Origin of the sequence: Flavobacterium bizetiae (assembly GCF_902804475.1) — a bacterium.
Classification (GTDB): domain Bacteria; phylum Bacteroidota; class Bacteroidia; order Flavobacteriales; family Flavobacteriaceae; genus Flavobacterium; species Flavobacterium bizetiae.
Window position 1 is genome coordinate 55,558 of the sequence record NZ_CADCSU010000073.1, and the last position, 17,009, is coordinate 72,566.

Genomic DNA, 17,009 nt, shown 5'->3' on the forward strand with positions numbered 1-17,009 from the left:
TTTGATTTAATGGTGCAAATATCAGAACTGAGAATTAAGTGATAAAGCAATTTTAAACCTAATTTCGAATGTATGTAACAAGTCCGAAAAACTTTGTAATAAGTTATATTTTTACCTTTTTCAAAAAGTCAGAACGGTAGGTTTCGCTTAAAATTAAAGTGCTGTTTTTATCATTTTTTTCTAAATGATGCAGAACAATTTCGTTATGATTAAAGAATTTAATCGCTTTTACAGCAACAATTTCCTTTTTGTTTACGCGGCAAAAATCAGCATCGGGTAATTCGTGCAGAAGCGTATCAAATTTTACATTTTTCAGGTTCAGGAAACTTCCGTCAGTCAGCAAAACGGTTTTATCACGGCTATCGCTCACTGCGGTTTTGATGTACACGATTTGATTAAAATACAACAGCGTTTTCCCTTTGTCAGTATTCAGCTGAATAAACTTTTTAGCGGCATCCGGTTTATGAAAACGTTCATACGCTTTTGAGATCGCTTTTTGCAAACGTTCGAGTTTTACCGGTTTTGTGATATAATCTACCGCATCAATATTAAAAGCATCGGCAGCATAATCTTTATAAGCCGTGCAAAAAATCACTAATTTATTATCGAGCAATTCTGCAAGATGCAAACCATCCATTCCCGGCATTTCGATATCTGAAATCAACAGATCGAAATCGAGATTGGGAATATCAGCAAGAAGTTTCTCGGGATTATTATACGTTTTTACAATTTCGACTTCGTGAATTTGTTCGCAAAGCATTTTCAGGTACGTTAATCCCGGTAACTCATCGTCCAGAAGCAAGCATTTCAGTTTTGTATTCAAGTAAATCTATTTTAAGATGAGCGATATAAACATCGTTTTCTACAAACTTATCGAGTTTGAAGTTGTTTTTATAAATAATACGCAATCGGTGTTCTAAAGTGGCATGACCAAAACCGCTTCGTTCTTTTTTTAATACTTTTTTATCTGATATTTTATTCGAAACCGTCATAAAAAAAGCATTATCCCTAAACTCAAAAACAACCGAAATAAAGGCATCGGCACTTTGCAAATCGGCGTGTTTAAAGGCATTTTCGATTAAATCGATAGAAATTAACGGTGCGAGTAAAGGCTGATCGTATAATTTATCTTCTTTGTTGATATTGGTTTTTATCTTGAGTTCAAAAAGCGGACTGATCTTGATTTTATTGATTTCGATTAAATTCAAAGCAAAATCAATTTCCTCTTTTGCGGTGACAAATTTCTTTTTGCTTTCGTATAAAATATAATCCAGAACATTGGCCAGTTTATCTAATGCAAAATAGGTTTGGTAAGCATGCGACTGAATCGAGTTTAAAATATTCTTAAACAAATGCGGATTCAGTTTCGATTCTAAAGTTTCTAACTGCAAATCGTTGACTTTCATTTCGAGTGCATAAAAACTTTTCTCAGCATCGTCTTTTGCTTTTTTAAACTGCATCAATTGATACATTAAAAAACAAATGATAATGATAAGCAATAAAAGTATCGCCAGGAATATAAAAGTAATAGTGTTGTTTTCTTGCATAGGTTACGCTTGTAAAGTTGTTTTTAATGTCATTTTATAATGAATCAAAATCCCAATTGTCAATATCAAAATACTCGATAACCAAAGATAATATCCCAATTCAAAAGAAACTATCTTAGCCATAGTACCGCTTTCTGCACCCAATATTTCATGCCAGAATGAAAAAGAAATTGCCAAAGCAGAAGCTATTAAACTTACTAAAACGGCTCTCTTATCATCTTTGATCATTAATACTATAGCTAATAAACATAACGGACTTGCCAACCAAATAATCTCTTCTAATAATCCTCCACCCATAAAAGTTACTGATCCTATAAAAAGATATTCTAATGATGAAGCTGTTTTTATTTCATTATTATAATTTACAACCAAAGCATTTTGAGTAAGTGAAATAGCAAAAACCAATAAGCTCAATCCGATAGTTGTAAATTTAATTCCTCTTAATTCCATAATTTATATAAATATATTCCGCCACGAATTTAGTTCGTCTTCGCTATCGCTTGAGTCGCGAATAACATGATTTTTTTTTGCATATTTTTTTGCCACTGATTAAATGATTAAAAAGATTTTTCTAATAATTTACTACAAATTAATCTGTGAGAATCTGTGCAATCTGTGGCATATATTATTATTTAAAAAATAAAAAAATCCGCGTAAATCTGTTCAATCCGTAAAACCCGCGGGCCAATTCTTAATGATTAGAAACAAACTTTAACCCAATAATCGAAGCAATTAAAGTTGAAAGAAAAAATATCCTCCAGAAAGTTGCGGGTTCTTTAAAAACCAAAATCCCAACTAAAACAGTTCCAACAGCTCCAATTCCTGTCCAGACAGCATAAGCAGTTCCTATTGGCAAAACCTGAGTGGCTTTATACAGTAATAACATACTTATCGAAAGACAAACAAAGAAACCCACCATCCAATACGTCGAGATCATTCCTGTTGTTTCTTTGGCTTTGCCTAAGCAAGATGCAAACCCTACTTCAAAAAGTCCTGCTATGATTAATAAAATCCAGTTCATTTTTATCTCATTTTTAAATTACGTACAAATATGAGAAAAGCTGATCATTAAAACACAAAAAGAGAGAAATATATCACAAACAACAACTGTTCAATTTGTGTTAACATTAAGTAAAATACAATTGATTATTTATGATTTAGAGCACTTTTCACTACATTTGCATCCATTTTAAAGATTTTATGAAAAACGCTGTACAAGTTGGATTTTGGGAAAAACTAGCCCGAATCATACTTAAGAACCGAATTATAATACTAGTAATTCTATCTGCTTTAACGATTTTCCTTGGTTACCAATGGAAAAACCTTTCTATGACTTACACTGAAGCTAACCTGCTTCCTAAAGATCATATCGTAAATAAACAATACCAACAGTTTCTTGATAAATTTGGTGAAGAAGGAAATTTAGTAGTAATTGGGTTTCAGGATCCGAAATTTTTTACGCCTAAAAATTATGCTGCATGGAATGAATTAATGACAGGTTTAAAAAATTCTAAAGAAGTAGATTTGGTTGTTTCTTTGAATGATTTAAAGAAACTAGAAAAAGATACGGTTAATGAAAAATTTGTTCTGACTCCGTTTATCGACCAAAAGAAAGCGCTTGATCCTGAATATTTAAAAAAGATTCAATACGATTTATTTCACAATTTGCCTTTTTACGAAGGATTATTGTTTAACAAACAAAGCGGGAGTATTCGTTCAGCGATTTACATTAATAAAGCGCTTGTAAATACGCCGGAAAGAAAGACTTTTATTCTTGAAAATCTGGTTCCGAAAATCGATAAATTCGAAAAAACTACGGGAGTTGATTTAAAAGTTTCCGGAATGCCCTACATCAGAACGATTAATGCTGACAATATGAAAGGCGAAATTGGGCTTTTTATTGGCGCGGCTTTATTCACAGTTTCCCTGATTTTCTTTTTCTTTTTCCGTTCGTTCAGAGCAACTTTTATCTCAATTTGTATTTTAATTATTGGTGTAATCTGGTCTTTTGGGACACTTGGATTATTTCATTATAAAATCACAATTTTAACGGCCATTATTCCGCCATTAATTATCGTTATCGGAATCACGAATTGTATTTTCCTGATCAATAAATACCAGCAGGAAATCAAATTGCACAACAATCAGGCAAAGGCTTTGCAACGTATTATTTCGAAAATTGGGGTTTCGACTTTAATGACGAATTTAACTACGGCAATAGGTTTTGCAACGTTTATGATTACGGGTAATGATTTGCTTTTTGAATTTGGTCTTGTAACTTCTATTAACGTGATTTCAGTTTACTTATTGACGCTTTTAATTGTGCCAATTGTATATAGTTTTATGTCGATTCCGGGAGAAAGACATTTGTATCACTTGAACAAAACTTACATTTCGACTTTATTGAATTTTGTTGAAAATGTGGTTAAAAACAAACGAAGAGTAATTTACACAATTTACGGTTTGCTTTTGGTTTTTAGTGTAATTGGAGTGGCGCAAATGAAAGTTTCCGGAAGTTTGATTGGTGAAATGCCAAAAAGCGCTTCATTTTATAAAGACATTTTATTTTACGAAAAAGAATTCAACGGCGTTATGCCTCTTGAAATAATGATTAACACCAAACACAAAAAAGGTGTTATGAAATTATCGACAATGAAAAAAATGGATGAATTGCAAAACACTATTGCAGAACTTCCTGAATTATCGAAACCGGTTTCTGTAGTGAATTTGGTTAAATATTCGAAACAGGCTTTCTACAACGGAAATCCGGAATATTACCAATTGCCTACTTCGCAGGAACAGACTTTTATTTTGTCGTATGCAAAGAATGCAACAAAAAACAGTAAAGACAATTTAATGAAATCGTACGTAGATTCGACTGGACAATATGCCCGAATCACAACTTTCATGAAAGATATCGGAACGCAGGAAATGGCAAGAGTAGAGAAAAAATTACGCTCTAAAATTGCTGAAATTTTCCCTGCTGATCGTTACGAAGTGACTTTGACAGGAAAAGCATTGGTTTTCCAGAAAGGAACTTCTTACCTGGTAGACAACTTAATCGAGTCGTTGATTTTTGCGATTTTAGTAATTGCAGCTTTGATGTTGTACTTGTTCAGATCGTTTAAAATGGTAATGGCATCGGTAATTACGAACATTTTACCGCTTTGTATTACGTCGGGATTAATGGGTTATTTCGGGATTCCGTTAAAACCTTCAACGATTTTAGTATTTAGTATTGCTTTTGGAATTTCGGTAGATAATGCGATTCAGTTTATGGCGAAATACAAACATGATTTGATACAAAGTAACGGAAAGGTAAAGAAATCTGTTTTCAGCGCTTTGAGAGAAACAGGAATCAGTACTTTTTATACTTCGGTAGTTTTGATATTAGGTTTTGCGACTTTCACGCTTTCAAGCTTTAGCGGAACAATCGCCCTTGGTGGATTAATTTCTTGTACTTTGGCTTTTGCAATGTTTGCTAATTTACTGGTTTTACCTGCTTTGGTTTTGACTTTTGAAAAGAAAAAAGCTAAGAAAGAGGATTTGGAGAATTTGGAGGGGTAAAAGTTTTCTTGCCACGAATTATCTCGAATTTATAGGTCAAAATCTTTGTCAAAGTTTTGAACTTTGACAAAGATTTATTACGCACAAACTTAGTCTTTGCGAGGAACGAAGCAATCTCATTTGCTAAATCAAACTTTGGATCCTATTTTAGTGAGATTGCTTCGTTCCTCGCAATGATAAAAATGCCTTATAAAAACTAAAACCCTAGCCCCGATAGCAGCGGCATCCTTTTTATTGCTCCTTTAGCAATAAAAAGATATAGCGGATAGCGGGAAACAGCTTCTAATTTTAATTATTATCGTTTATATTTGCAGTTATTACACAACAAATAATTTAATTTCAATATTATATATAAAATGAAACACACAAAAGTTAAAGACTTATTAAACAGTACGACGACGCTTCAGGAGGTTAATGCAAAAGGATGGGTAAGAACTTTTAGAAATAATCAGTTCATCGCTCTTAATGACGGTTCTACCATTAATAATATACAATGTGTTGTTGATTTTGAAAATACGCCTGACGAAACTTTAAAAAGAATCACTACTGGTGCTGCGATTTCTGTAATTGGAACTTTGATCGAAAGTAAAGGCGCTGGTCAGAAATATGAAATTCAGGTGAATAAATTGGAAATCTTAGGAGATTCTGATGCAGAAAAATTCCCGATACAGCCAAAAAACAAACCTAGTTTAGATTTTTTACGTGAAAATGCTCATTTACGTGTTCGTACGAATATGTTTGGTGCAATTATGCGTGTGCGTTCGGTATTGTCGTTTGCGGTTCACAATTATTTTCAACAAAAAGGTTTTGTGTATGTAAATACGCCAATTATTACTGGTTCTGATGCTGAAGGTGCTGGAGAAATGTTTAAAGTTACGGCTTTACCTTTTGACAACACGCCAAGAACTGAAGACGGAAAAGTAAACTATAAAGAAGATTTCTTCGAAAAAGAAACGAACTTAACGGTTTCTGGACAATTAGAAGGTGAAACGTATGCAATGGCTTTGGGTCAGATTTATACTTTTGGACCAACTTTTAGAGCTGAAAACTCAAATACTTCTCGTCACCTTGCAGAATTTTGGATGATCGAGCCGGAAGTTGCTTTCAACAATCTTGATGACAACATGGATTTGGCTGAAGATTTTATTCAGTACGTAATTAAATATGCTTTAGACAATTGTCAGGATGATTTGAAGTTTTTGGAAGGAAGACTTTTAGACGAAGAAAAATCAAAACCTCAGGCAGAAAGAAGCGAAATGGCTTTGCTAGAGAAATTGAACTTTGTATTAGAGAACAACTTTAAACGTGTTTCTTATACTGAAGCAATTGACATTTTGAGAGATTCTACTCCAAACAAAAAGAAAAAATTTCAATATATTATCAACGAATGGGGAGCTGATTTACAGTCAGAACACGAGCGTTATTTGGTTGAAAAACACTTTAAATGTCCGGTAATCTTGTTTGATTACCCAGCAAATATTAAAGCGTTTTACATGCGTTTGAACGACAACACGGAACCTGGAAGAGAAACGGTTCGTGCAATGGATATCCTTTTCCCTGGAATTGGAGAAATCGTTGGTGGTTCTGAAAGAGAAGAGCGTTACGATGTTTTGATCGAAAAAATGAAAGCTTTAGAAATCGACGAAGAAGAATTATCATGGTATTTAGATACCAGAAGATTTGGATCAGCAACTCACGCAGGTTTCGGACTTGGATTTGAGCGTCTTGTATTGTTTGTAACTGGAATGACAAACATTAGAGACGTAATTCCTTTCCCGAGAACTCCTGGAAATGCAGAGTTTTAATTTAAGGTTCTAAGGTACTGAGATACTAAGGTTCTAGGTTTTTAGAATGTAAATAAAAAAATAATTAACACGAATTTAATTCGTCAATATAAGATACTTAGCATCTTAGTGCCTTAGTATCTTAGCAACTTTTTATATGCTAAAGCAATTTTTAAATTTAAAATTATCCCAAAAATTATCTCCACAGCAAATTCAGCTGATGAAGTTAATTCAATTGCCTACGCAAGCTTTTGAGCAACGTTTATTAGAAGAAATGAACGAAAATCCGGCTCTTGAAGCTGGAAAAGAAGATGAATATGAAGCAGATGAATTCGCTAATGAAGACTACGACGATTATGATGATGCAGAATCTGACAGAATCGAAGCGGACGACATTAATATCGACGAATACTTAAGCGACGATGATACGCCTGATTATAAAACTCAGGTGAATAATTATAGCGAAGACGAAGAAAGAGAAACTCCTTTTGCTTCTCCGATCAGTTTTCACCAGGATTTGATCAATCAGTTGAATACTTTTATTTTGAATGATGAAGAACGCGAAATAGCGGAATTCCTTGTTGGAAGTATCGATGATATGGGCTACATCCGCAGAAGTGTTCCGGATATTGTAGATGATATGGCTTTTACTCAGGGTATTTATACCGATGAGAAAATGGTCGAAAAAATGCTTCAGGTAATTCACGAGCTAGAACCTTCGGGCGTTGGCGCACGTGATTTACAAGAATGTTTGTTATTGCAATTAAAGCATAAAACTCCAACAGAATATGTTGATTTAGCGATTGATATTATCGAAAATCAGTTTGATGCTTTTACGAAAAAGCATTATGACAAACTGCTTCAAAAATACGGAGTTTCGAACGAACAGCTTAAAAAAGCGATTCACGAAATCGAAAGACTAAACCCTAAACCGGGCGGATCTTACACCGGAAATAATAAAGTAACAGAGAATGTGGTTCCTGATTTCGCCATCAGAATTGTTGATGGAGAATTAGAATTGACTTTAAACGGAAGAAATGCTCCTTCCCTGCACGTTTCTAAAGATTATCAGGAAATGATGCAGACGTATAAAGATTCTCGTGATAAATCATCGGCTCAAAAAGATGCAGTTCAGTTTATCAAACAAAAACTGGATTCGGCTAAATGGTTTATCGATGCCATCAGACAACGTCAGGAAACGCTTTTTGTAACGATGAATGCGATTATGCATTATCAGGAAGAATATTTCTTAGATGGCGACGAAACGAAACTAAAACCAATGATCTTAAAAGATATTGCGGATATGGTTGGTTTGGATATTTCGACGATCTCACGTGTAGCCAACAGTAAATATGTTGAAACGCCATACGGAACGAAACTAATCAAAGAGTTTTTCTCTGAAGCGATGAAAAATGATCAGGGTGAAGATGTTTCGACTTTAGAAATCAAAAAGATTCTTAAAAATACGATTGAAGAGGAAGACAAAAAGAAACCTTTACCGGATGATCAATTGGCTGAAATCTTAAAAGAAAAAGGATATCCTATCGCCAGAAGAACTATTGCAAAATACCGTGAGCAGTTGGATATTCCAGTGGCGAGAATGAGAAAGAAAATTTAATTTTTTTTACCATATAAGGAATATAAGTTCATTTAAATAGCAAACCCGACAGGTTTTAAAAACCCTGTCGGGTTTTATTTTTTATATCATTTCGTATTAAACCGGACTAAAATCCGGCCCTACAAAATGGTTCGAGCCGAAGACTCTTTCATAGTTCCGAAGGAACGTTTTATATTGTAGAGCTGGACTTCAGTCCAGTTTAGATGTAATTTTTAAAAGTTCAAACCAATAGAATTATCGTATCATTTGCTATTCCGTAGGAATATTTGATTGGTAGAAAAAAAATAGAATGATTTCACAATTGTGTCCTGTAGGGACACTTGTTGTGTATATGATTAATAATAATAAACCTCTTTGACATTCAAACGTTCCTACGGAACGTATATTGACAAAACGATTTAAAATAGCTACCAATCAGACATTCCTACGGAATGAATCAATACTCCTCTAAAAACACAAAACCCAACAAATCAAAATCTGTTGGGTTTCTTTATATTCAAACATCAGGTTATTTATACTGATCAGGCAATATTCTTATTTTAAATAAAGCTGTTTTCTTTTTGTCATAGTAATTGTAAATCAATGAAAAATCATTGTCTCTAAAAACCTGAAGCCCTGGATTTGCTTTAGCAGTGCTAATCAGACTTTTTTCTATTTCTTCTTGTATGATATTGATTTCTGCCTTTTCTTTCTCAACATTCATCAATGTCAAATTGTACTGAACCGTTCTTTCTTCAGGCAAACTCACACTATCCAAGCGAATGCCTTCCTGAATCGTCAACGGGCAATTTTTATTGTATTTTTCGATAAGTTCTCTCACCTCGGTGTTTACTTCCTTGACACTGTTAGAAAGATAAAACTGAAAATAAGCAACCAGCACTAATGCGATTCCGATTCCTATTAACAATAAGGTATTCTGTTTCTTTGTACTTTGTTTTTCTTCCATAGGTTTATTAAAACTTAATTGAATATTACTTTTCCTGACTTTTTTTCATAGCATTATAATAAGCTGCACGGCTTAATGGCTCGTATTCCTCGGTTTCGCCAAGCATTACCAACTTATCATTATCTGTTTTTCTAAAACTATAATTGGCCAAATTTCCTGTTCTGGTACAAACGGCATGAACTTTAGTAACATATTCTGCTGTTGCCATAAGTGCCGGCATCGGACCAAAAGGATTCCCTTTAAAATCCATATCAAGTCCTGCAACTATCACACGAATTCCCTGATTGGCAAGATCATTACAAACTGTAACAATCTCATCATCAAAAAATTGTGCTTCATCAATACCAATAACGTCGCAACCTTGTGCTAAAATAGAGATATTTGCTGCGGCCGGAACCGGAGTGGAGCGAATTTCATTCGAATCATGCGACACGACCATTTCGTCATGATAGCGTGTATCAATTGCGGGTTTAAAAATTTCGACTCTTTGTTTGGCAAATTGGGCGCGTTTTAATCTGCGGATTAACTCCTCGGTTTTACCCGAAAACATTGATCCACAAATAACTTCAATCCAACCAAATTGTTCTTTGTGATTTACTGTATTTTCGAGAAACATTTTGTATTTTTCTACCTTTAAAAATGAATAGTTTTTATTACTTTGTACTGGTAATAAATCGACGTGAAAAATCGCTGTTTTTACACTTTTTCAAAAGTAGAAAATTTTTATCAAATCGGAGATTCGCAAACGCTTATTAACAGAAATAAAAAAATATCTTTTAGATTTCTACCGGGAATAAAGACATTCAAATACAAAATATACTAAAATACCCTATTCACTATAATTTCAACAGTTATGAAAAAAAAATTGGAAGCCGATTTAATCAGCATTGCACATCGAATTTTAAAGCTTAAAAACAAATCCGATATCAATCAATTGTATCTTGAAACGCAGAAATTATACGAGAAATTAGCGGTTTTAAAGTTTGTAGATGAGAATTTCGATACTTTGAAGCCAACAATTGGTCACAGCGAAATTAGTTCTGAAATTGAATCTATTTTTGATAAAGAAGAAACAATTCCTGCGGCAATTACAATTGAAGAGCCTTTTACAGCAACAGAAACTCCAATTGAAACTGTAGCTGAACCAATAGTTACTGAAGAAATCAAAGCCGAAGAAGTAACCGAAGAAATTGTTGCTGAAGAAGTTATTGCTAAAGAAACTGCTACAGAAGAAATTATCGAGGAAGAAATCGTTGCTGAAGTTCCTGAAGAAGTGATTTCGGAAACTGTAATTGAAACGATTACGGAACCAATTGCTGAAATTATTGAAGAACCAGTTGCAGAAAAAACTGAAGAACCAGTTGTTGAAACTAAAAAAGAAACAGAAACGATCGAAGAACTTTCTTTTACAACTATTAGTGATTTAAAACCAATTCCGGATTTTGTACCTCTTTTCGAATTAGAATCAATAGAAGAAAAAGAACCGGAAAAAGAAGAGCCAAAAGCAGAAACGTCATCAAATGCAGGTCCTATTACAATTTCATTTGAGGATTTTGGAGTTAATTATGCCGATGCTCAGTTTGTAAAAGTGGATAGTTTTGAAAATGTAACTTCTACTCCTGCTCCGGTAATCAATGAATATAAAGAGAAAAAAGAGGTTATTGAAACTGTTGTTTTAGAAAAACCGGCAGAAACAAAAGCTGCAACTTTAAACGAAAAACTGGCAAAAGGTTTTCATATTGATCTGAATGACCGAATTGCTTTTACCAAAAACCTTTTCGGAAACAGTTCTGAAGATTATAGCCGTGTCCTGAATCAATTATTGACTTTTGACAATTATAGCGAAGCTAAAGAATTTATAGAAAACATGGTGAAACCTGATTATAACAATTGGGAAGGAAAAGACGATTACGCAGAACGTTTCTTAGGAATTGTAGAAAAGAAATTTTCATAAAAAATAAAACACGAATTTCACAGATTTACACTAATTCATTTTTGTGAAATTATAAGCACTTTAATCATTCGTGTTAATTCGTGCAATCTGTGTTTAAATATTTAAAATTAATTATGTCTAAATTATATATCGTTCCAACGCCAATTGGCAATCTTGAAGACATGACTTTTCGTGCTATCAGGATTCTGAAAGAAGTCGATTTGATCCTGGCTGAAGATACCAGAACGAGTGGAAAATTGTTGAAGCATTTTGAAATTGGCACGCACATGCACAGCCATCACATGCACAACGAACACAAAACCACAGAAAATTTGATTGCGCGTTTGAAAGCGGGCGAAACTATTGCTTTAATTTCGGATGCAGGAACTCCGGCAATTTCAGATCCCGGTTTTTTATTGACGCGCGCTTGTGTCGAAAATAAAATCGAAGTTGAATGTCTGCCTGGCGCAACTGCTTTTGTTCCTGCTTTAGTCAACAGCGGATTACCAAATGACCGATTTATATTTGAAGGTTTTTTACCTGAAAAAAAAGGGCGTCAGACTCGTTTTTTGGCTTTAGCCGAAGAAACAAGAACGATGATTTTATACGTTTCTCCACATAAACTCGTTAAGACTTTAGCGGAGTTTATCACTTATTTTGGCGAAGACAGACAAGTTTGCGTTTCGCGTGAATTATCAAAATTACATGAAGAAAACGTACGCGGAACTGCAAGAGAAGTATTAACGCATTTCGAAAAAACAGCACCACGCGGCGAAATTGTCGTAGTCGTTGCCGGAAAAACAATAACAAAAGAACCTAAGAAAAGTAAGTTTTCGAAGGATGAAGAAGAAACAGAAGAAGAATAATTTTCGCCACGAATTCCACGAATTAGCACCAATTTTTTAAGTTGAAATCAAACTTTAATTCGAGAAATTAGTGAAATTCGTGGCAAAAAAACTAATAAACAATAACATGAGCATACAAGCCTTTTTAGAAAAAGTAAAACAAACTCCAAACGAAATAACATTCCCCGAAACTATTGCAGTAATCGAAGAAAATTACAACTTTACTCCAACAGCTTTCCAAAACGGAACACAACATAATGCAGCCGGAGAAAACTCTGGTTCTTGCAAATTATTTTCTTTCGCGAAATTGCAAAATCTAAGTAAAGAAGAAACTTTAGCTTGTTTTGGAGCTTTTTATTTTGAAGAAGTTTTAGGAGATCCAAACGGAACAAATCACCAAAACATTAGAAATTTCATCAACTTAGGTTGGGACGGAATTAAATTTGAAGGAAATGCTTTAGAAGCGAAATAATTTTAGATTTTAGAGTGTAGATTTTAGATCTCTGAAATTTGCATTCTAAAATCTGAACTCAAAAAACTTTGACAAAGTTTTAAACTTGAACAAAGTTAAAAACGAATATCTCTGCTACAGATTAAAAAATCCTTAAAAATCATTTAATCTGTGGCATTAAAAAAATCACCTTTCTGATTAAACGATTTCTAAAATTTGAAATCTAAAATCTAAAATCTACAATAAGAAAAATGCGTTGGACATTAAAACCAAAACCTTCTCAAGATAAAGTCAATCATTTGGCGCAAGCCCTAAATGTAGAAGATTTTGTAGCAACGCTTTTGATTCAGCGTGGCATTGAAACTTTCGAAGATGCCAAAAATTTCTTTCGCCCTTCGTTAGAACATCTTCATGATCCGTTCTTGATGAAAGACATGGATAAAGCAGTTTCCCGAATAGAATTAGCGATCGAAAATCAAGAAAACATTTTAGTTTTTGGAGATTATGATGTCGACGGAACAACGGCTGTTTCCTTGGTTTCGGCGTATTTAAAATCACATTATCCTAATATTGCCACTTATATCCCGGATCGTTATGCTGAAGGTTACGGAATTTCTTTTAAAGGAATTGACTTTGCCGATGATAACGGTTTTTCATTAATTATTGCTTTAGACTGCGGAATAAAATCCATTGATCATATCGCTTACGCGAAAGAAAAAAACATCGATTTTATTATTTGCGATCACCACCGTCCAGGAGAATTTCTTCCGGATGCAGTTGCTATTTTAGATCCTAAAAGAGAAGATTGCTTTTATCCTTATGATGAATTATGCGGTTGTGGAGTTGGTTTTAAATTGATTCAGGCTTTAGGAACAAACAGAAATGAAACGATTGAAGATTTGGTTCCGTATCTGGATTTGGTTGCCACAGCAATTGCAGCCGATATTGTACCAATCACAGGTGAAAACAGGGTTTTGGCTTACTACGGATTGCAAGTTATTAATTCAGATCCAAGACCGGGAATTAAGGCTTTGGTACATCAGGTAAAAAAGAAAACTCTTGATATTACCGATGTTGTTTTTATTATTTCTCCCCGAATAAATGCTGCCGGAAGAATCAAACACGGCAATCATGCTGTCGAATTATTGACAGAATTTAATTTCGAACAAGCCCAACAATTCGCATCTGAGATAGAACAATACAACTCCGACCGAAAGGATCTGGACAAACAAATTACCAAAGAAGCTTTTCAGCAAATTATACAAAATCAGGAAGAAGATCGATTTTCAACCGTTGTTTTTCAGGAAGACTGGCACAAAGGTGTAATTGGGATTGTCGCTTCGAGATTAATAGAAACGTATTATCGTCCGACTTTGGTTTTTACCAAAAGTGGTGATAAATATGCGGCTTCGGCAAGATCTGTAAAAGGATTTGACGTTTACAACGCACTTGATGCCTGCTCGCAGCATTTAGAGCAATTTGGAGGCCATATGTACGCAGCCGGAATGACTTTGAAAGCTGAAAACTATAAAACGTTTAAAGACGCTTTCGAAAAACAAGTCGAAGAAACGATTTTACCCGAAATGCGAACGCCGGAAATAGAAGTTGATGCCGAAATTAATTTCTCAGACATTACACCAAAACTAATTCGGATTTTAAAACAATTCGAGCCTTTTGGACCTTTGAACATGACGCCTGTTTTTATGACTAAAGATGCAAAAGACACGGGTTATGCTAAAACTTTAGGCGGAGAAGATGAACATTTGAGACTTTTTATAAAACAAAATAGCTCAGACGGAATCGCCGCAATAGGTTTTGGTCTTGGAAAAAAAATAAACATTGTAAAAAATCAACAACCTTTTCAGTTAGCGTATTCATTGGCTGAAAATGAATGGAACGGCAGCGTTTCTACCCAACTTATGCTTAAAGACATTAGAACAAATGACAACTAAAACAAACAAGCAAGATCCTTATCAGGCACTACGCTACAGAGAATTTAATGTATTTCTAATATTGCGTTTTGCCATGGTTTTTGCCTGGTCGATGCAGTTTATAGTGATCGAATGGGAAGTTTATAGTTTAACCAAGGATCCGCTTTCGTTAGGATTAATTGGTCTAATGGAAGTAATTCCTGCCGTTGGTATGGCATTGTTCGCCGGACACATGGTCGATCAGCGGGAGAAAAAAGGTTTATTGGTAAAGTGTATTCTGGGATTTTCAGTTATTAGCTTTGGATTATTTTTACTCACCTGGCCAAAAATAGTTCACGGTTGGTCTACAAATGCCATTTTGTACTCGATTTACTTTTTAGTTTTTATTGGCGGATTGGTTCGTGCTTTTCTTGGGCCAACGATATTCTCGCTTTTATCTTTAATTGTTCCTAAAAAAGTATATCCCAATGCCGCTACCTGGAGTAGTTCGGTTTGGCAAATTGGTTCGGTTTTAGGTCCGGCAATTGCAGGATTTTCTATTAATTATATTGGCGTTCACTGGTCGATGTGTTCTGTATTTGCATGTTCTCTTTTTGCATTAATTGCCTTATCTCAAATTAGTAAAAAACCAATTCTTAATCCTAAAATTGGCGAACCTATAATGGAGAGTCTTAAAGAAGGTTTAAAGTTCGTTTTCACCAATAAAACTATTTTAGGAGTTCTTTCGCTTGACATGGTTGCCGTTCTTTTTGGTGGTGCTGTTGCTTTATTACCAGTCTTTGCTCAGGATATTTTAAAAGTTGGTCCTGAAGGATTTGGAGTTTTAAGAGCTGCTCCGGCGGTTGGTGCTTTTATTACCATGCTGGTTTCTGCCTACGTTCCTTTATACAAAAAAGCCGGATTAAAACTCTTAGGTGCTATTTTTGTTTTCGGATTATCGATTATTCTATTTGGAGTTTCAACAATCTTCTGGATTTCTGTAGTAGCTTTATTTTTAAGCGGACTTGCTGACGGAATTTCGGTTGTAATTCGCCAAACGATTTTACAGCTTAAAACTCCGGATCATATGCGTGGTCGTGTTGCTGCCGTAAACTCGATGTTTGTAGGTTCATCGAACGAATTAGGTGCTTTTGAGAGTGGTTTAACCGCTAAATTAATGACGCCTGTTATTTCGGTTGTATTTGGCGGAAGCATGACTCTTTTGACCGTTCTAGGCTTTGGATTAAAATCTCCAACCTTTAGAAATCTGGATCTGCGAAAAGATATGGAAGATCACCAAAACATGGAATAATGAAAAAACTATTATTCGTTTTCGCTTTAACAATATCCTTTTTCGCAAACGGACAAAATCTCTACATCAAAACTTACGGGAACAAAAACGACAAACCCATTATATTTATTCATGGCGGGCCAAGCGGAAATGCGACTTTATTTGAAGGCAGCAATACAGCCGAAGCACTTTCGAAAAAAGGTTTTTATGTTATTGCTTACGACAGAAGAGGCGAAGGCAGATCTATAGATCCTAATGCAACATTTACTTATGCAGAAGCTTTTCAGGATCTAAATAGTATTTATAAAACATACCATTTAAAAAAAGCCACGCTTCTGGCCCACAGTTTTGGCGGGTTAGTGGCAACTCTTTATACAGAAAAATATCCTCAGAATGTGAGTAATCTTATTTTGGCAGGAGCCTTATTTTCTCAACAGGAAACTTACGATCATATTTTGGATTCGGTTAAAAAAATAGGCACTAAAAAGAATGATTTAGCAATGCTGGATAAAGTCGCTTTTGTAGAAACTCTGAATAAAAACTCAGCAGAATATCGAAAAGGATGTTTTGAGCTAGCTGGAGTGAATAATTTCTTTAAAATTCCAAATCCAACGGAAGAATCTAAAAAGCTATACGCCGCTTATGATTCAGGTGAATTTTTCAAAACTAATATTCGAAATAAAAATGCGCCTTTACTTTTCTATCAAAATGAAAAACAAAATAACATTGACACGAGATCATCCTTAAAGAAGATAAAAGCTGAAGGCATTCCTATTTATGCGATCTACGGCAAACAAGATGGTGTTTTTTCAGATGATCAAATCAATTCTATTAAAAATTTAGCCGGTAAAAATCATTTTGCTTTGCTGGATAATTGCTCTCATTATTTGTTTGTAGATCAACAAAAAGAGTTTTTATCTTATATGTCAAATTGGATTAAATAAAGTTTTTAAACTATATTAAGTGATATAAGTGTATTTAAAAAAACGTTAGCTTAAATTTTTTTACATCACTTATATGGTGAATATCTTTTTCTAAAATTTATGAATTTTTTATTTAGAATTAAAATAAATAATATTTATATTTGTTGAAATAAAAGGATTTGCAATGAGAGAAA

15 protein-coding genes are annotated in these 17,009 nt (G+C 34.2%); 9 read left to right on the forward strand and 6 right to left on the reverse strand.

The annotated features are described in order from the left end of the window. Window positions 1-103 precede the first annotated feature (103 nt). From FLACOL7796_RS08405 to FLACOL7796_RS08420, 4 genes are all read right to left on the reverse strand, one after another. Window positions 104-823 carry a LytR/AlgR family response regulator transcription factor gene (locus FLACOL7796_RS08405; RefSeq protein ID WP_173970362.1) on the reverse strand — a complete coding sequence of 240 codons (720 nt, stop codon included), beginning with the start codon at window positions 821-823 and terminating at the stop codon, window positions 104-106. After that, window positions 786-1,547: a sensor histidine kinase gene (locus FLACOL7796_RS08410; protein ID WP_173970363.1), complete on the reverse strand. Its 762-nt coding sequence runs from the start codon at window positions 1,545-1,547 to the stop codon at window positions 786-788. Before FLACOL7796_RS08410 ends, FLACOL7796_RS08405 begins: the two co-directional genes overlap by 38 nt. A gap of 3 nt (window positions 1,548-1,550) precedes the next feature. Beyond that, window positions 1,551-1,997, reverse strand: coding sequence for a hypothetical protein (locus FLACOL7796_RS08415; RefSeq protein WP_173970364.1), 447 nt, complete (start codon window positions 1,995-1,997; stop codon window positions 1,551-1,553). 241 nt (window positions 1,998-2,238) lie between these two features. Further along, window positions 2,239-2,568, reverse strand: coding sequence for a DMT family transporter (locus FLACOL7796_RS08420; RefSeq protein ID WP_173970365.1), 330 nt, complete (start codon window positions 2,566-2,568; stop codon window positions 2,239-2,241). A gap of 179 nt (window positions 2,569-2,747) precedes the next feature. Here FLACOL7796_RS08420 and FLACOL7796_RS08425 point away from each other — a divergent pair, with 179 nt between their 5' ends. The 3 genes from FLACOL7796_RS08425 (at window position 2,748) to rpoN (ending at window position 8,516) form a co-directional block, all read left to right on the forward strand. Further along, window positions 2,748-5,114, forward strand: coding sequence for an efflux RND transporter permease subunit (locus FLACOL7796_RS08425; RefSeq protein WP_173970366.1), 2,367 nt, complete (start codon window positions 2,748-2,750; stop codon window positions 5,112-5,114). 356 nt (window positions 5,115-5,470) lie between these two features. After that, window positions 5,471-6,919: an asparagine--tRNA ligase gene (gene asnS / locus FLACOL7796_RS08430; protein WP_078006881.1), complete on the forward strand. Its 1,449-nt coding sequence runs from the start codon at window positions 5,471-5,473 to the stop codon at window positions 6,917-6,919. Window positions 6,920-7,055: 136 nt separating this feature from the next. After that, window positions 7,056-8,516 (forward strand): RNA polymerase factor sigma-54, encoded by a 1,461-nt coding sequence (gene rpoN / locus FLACOL7796_RS08435; protein ID WP_173970367.1) that lies wholly within the window; start codon window positions 7,056-7,058, stop codon window positions 8,514-8,516. A 508-nt stretch (window positions 8,517-9,024) separates the two neighbouring features. Here rpoN and FLACOL7796_RS08440 read toward each other — a convergent pair. Both FLACOL7796_RS08440 and FLACOL7796_RS08445 read right to left on the reverse strand, forming a co-directional pair. Continuing rightward, entirely contained in the window at window positions 9,025-9,462 is a 438-nt protein-coding gene (locus FLACOL7796_RS08440; RefSeq protein ID WP_173970368.1) for a hypothetical protein, read from the reverse strand. 25 nt (window positions 9,463-9,487) lie between these two features. Then, on the reverse strand, window positions 9,488-10,078 hold the full coding sequence (locus FLACOL7796_RS08445; protein ID WP_173970369.1) for a thymidine kinase: 591 nt from the start codon (window positions 10,076-10,078) through the stop codon (window positions 9,488-9,490). A 237-nt stretch (window positions 10,079-10,315) separates the two neighbouring features. On the opposite strand from FLACOL7796_RS08445, the gene FLACOL7796_RS08450 reads away from it, so the two are divergent. The 6 genes from FLACOL7796_RS08450 to FLACOL7796_RS08475 all read left to right on the forward strand — a co-directional run bounded on the left by FLACOL7796_RS08450 (window position 10,316) and on the right by FLACOL7796_RS08475 (window position 16,836). Then, entirely contained in the window at window positions 10,316-11,416 is a 1,101-nt protein-coding gene (locus FLACOL7796_RS08450) for a hypothetical protein (protein WP_173970370.1), read from the forward strand. Between the two features lie 113 nt (window positions 11,417-11,529). Then, complete coding sequence (gene rsmI / locus FLACOL7796_RS08455) at window positions 11,530-12,261, forward strand: 16S rRNA (cytidine(1402)-2'-O)-methyltransferase (RefSeq protein WP_173970371.1); 732 nt, start codon at window positions 11,530-11,532, stop codon at window positions 12,259-12,261. Window positions 12,262-12,367: 106 nt separating this feature from the next. Continuing rightward, on the forward strand, window positions 12,368-12,712 hold the full coding sequence (locus tag FLACOL7796_RS08460; RefSeq protein WP_072969730.1) for a HopJ type III effector protein: 345 nt from the start codon (window positions 12,368-12,370) through the stop codon (window positions 12,710-12,712). A 230-nt stretch (window positions 12,713-12,942) separates the two neighbouring features. Beyond that, on the forward strand, window positions 12,943-14,643 hold the full coding sequence (gene recJ, locus FLACOL7796_RS08465) for a single-stranded-DNA-specific exonuclease RecJ (protein ID WP_173970372.1): 1,701 nt from the start codon (window positions 12,943-12,945) through the stop codon (window positions 14,641-14,643). Next, on the forward strand, window positions 14,633-15,913 hold the full coding sequence (locus tag FLACOL7796_RS08470) for an MFS transporter (RefSeq protein ID WP_173970373.1): 1,281 nt from the start codon (window positions 14,633-14,635) through the stop codon (window positions 15,911-15,913). Before recJ ends, FLACOL7796_RS08470 begins: the two co-directional genes overlap by 11 nt. Beyond that, complete coding sequence (locus FLACOL7796_RS08475) at window positions 15,913-16,836, forward strand: alpha/beta fold hydrolase (RefSeq protein ID WP_173970374.1); 924 nt, start codon at window positions 15,913-15,915, stop codon at window positions 16,834-16,836. Before FLACOL7796_RS08470 ends, FLACOL7796_RS08475 begins: the two co-directional genes overlap by 1 nt. Window positions 16,837-17,009: the final 173 nt, after the last annotated feature.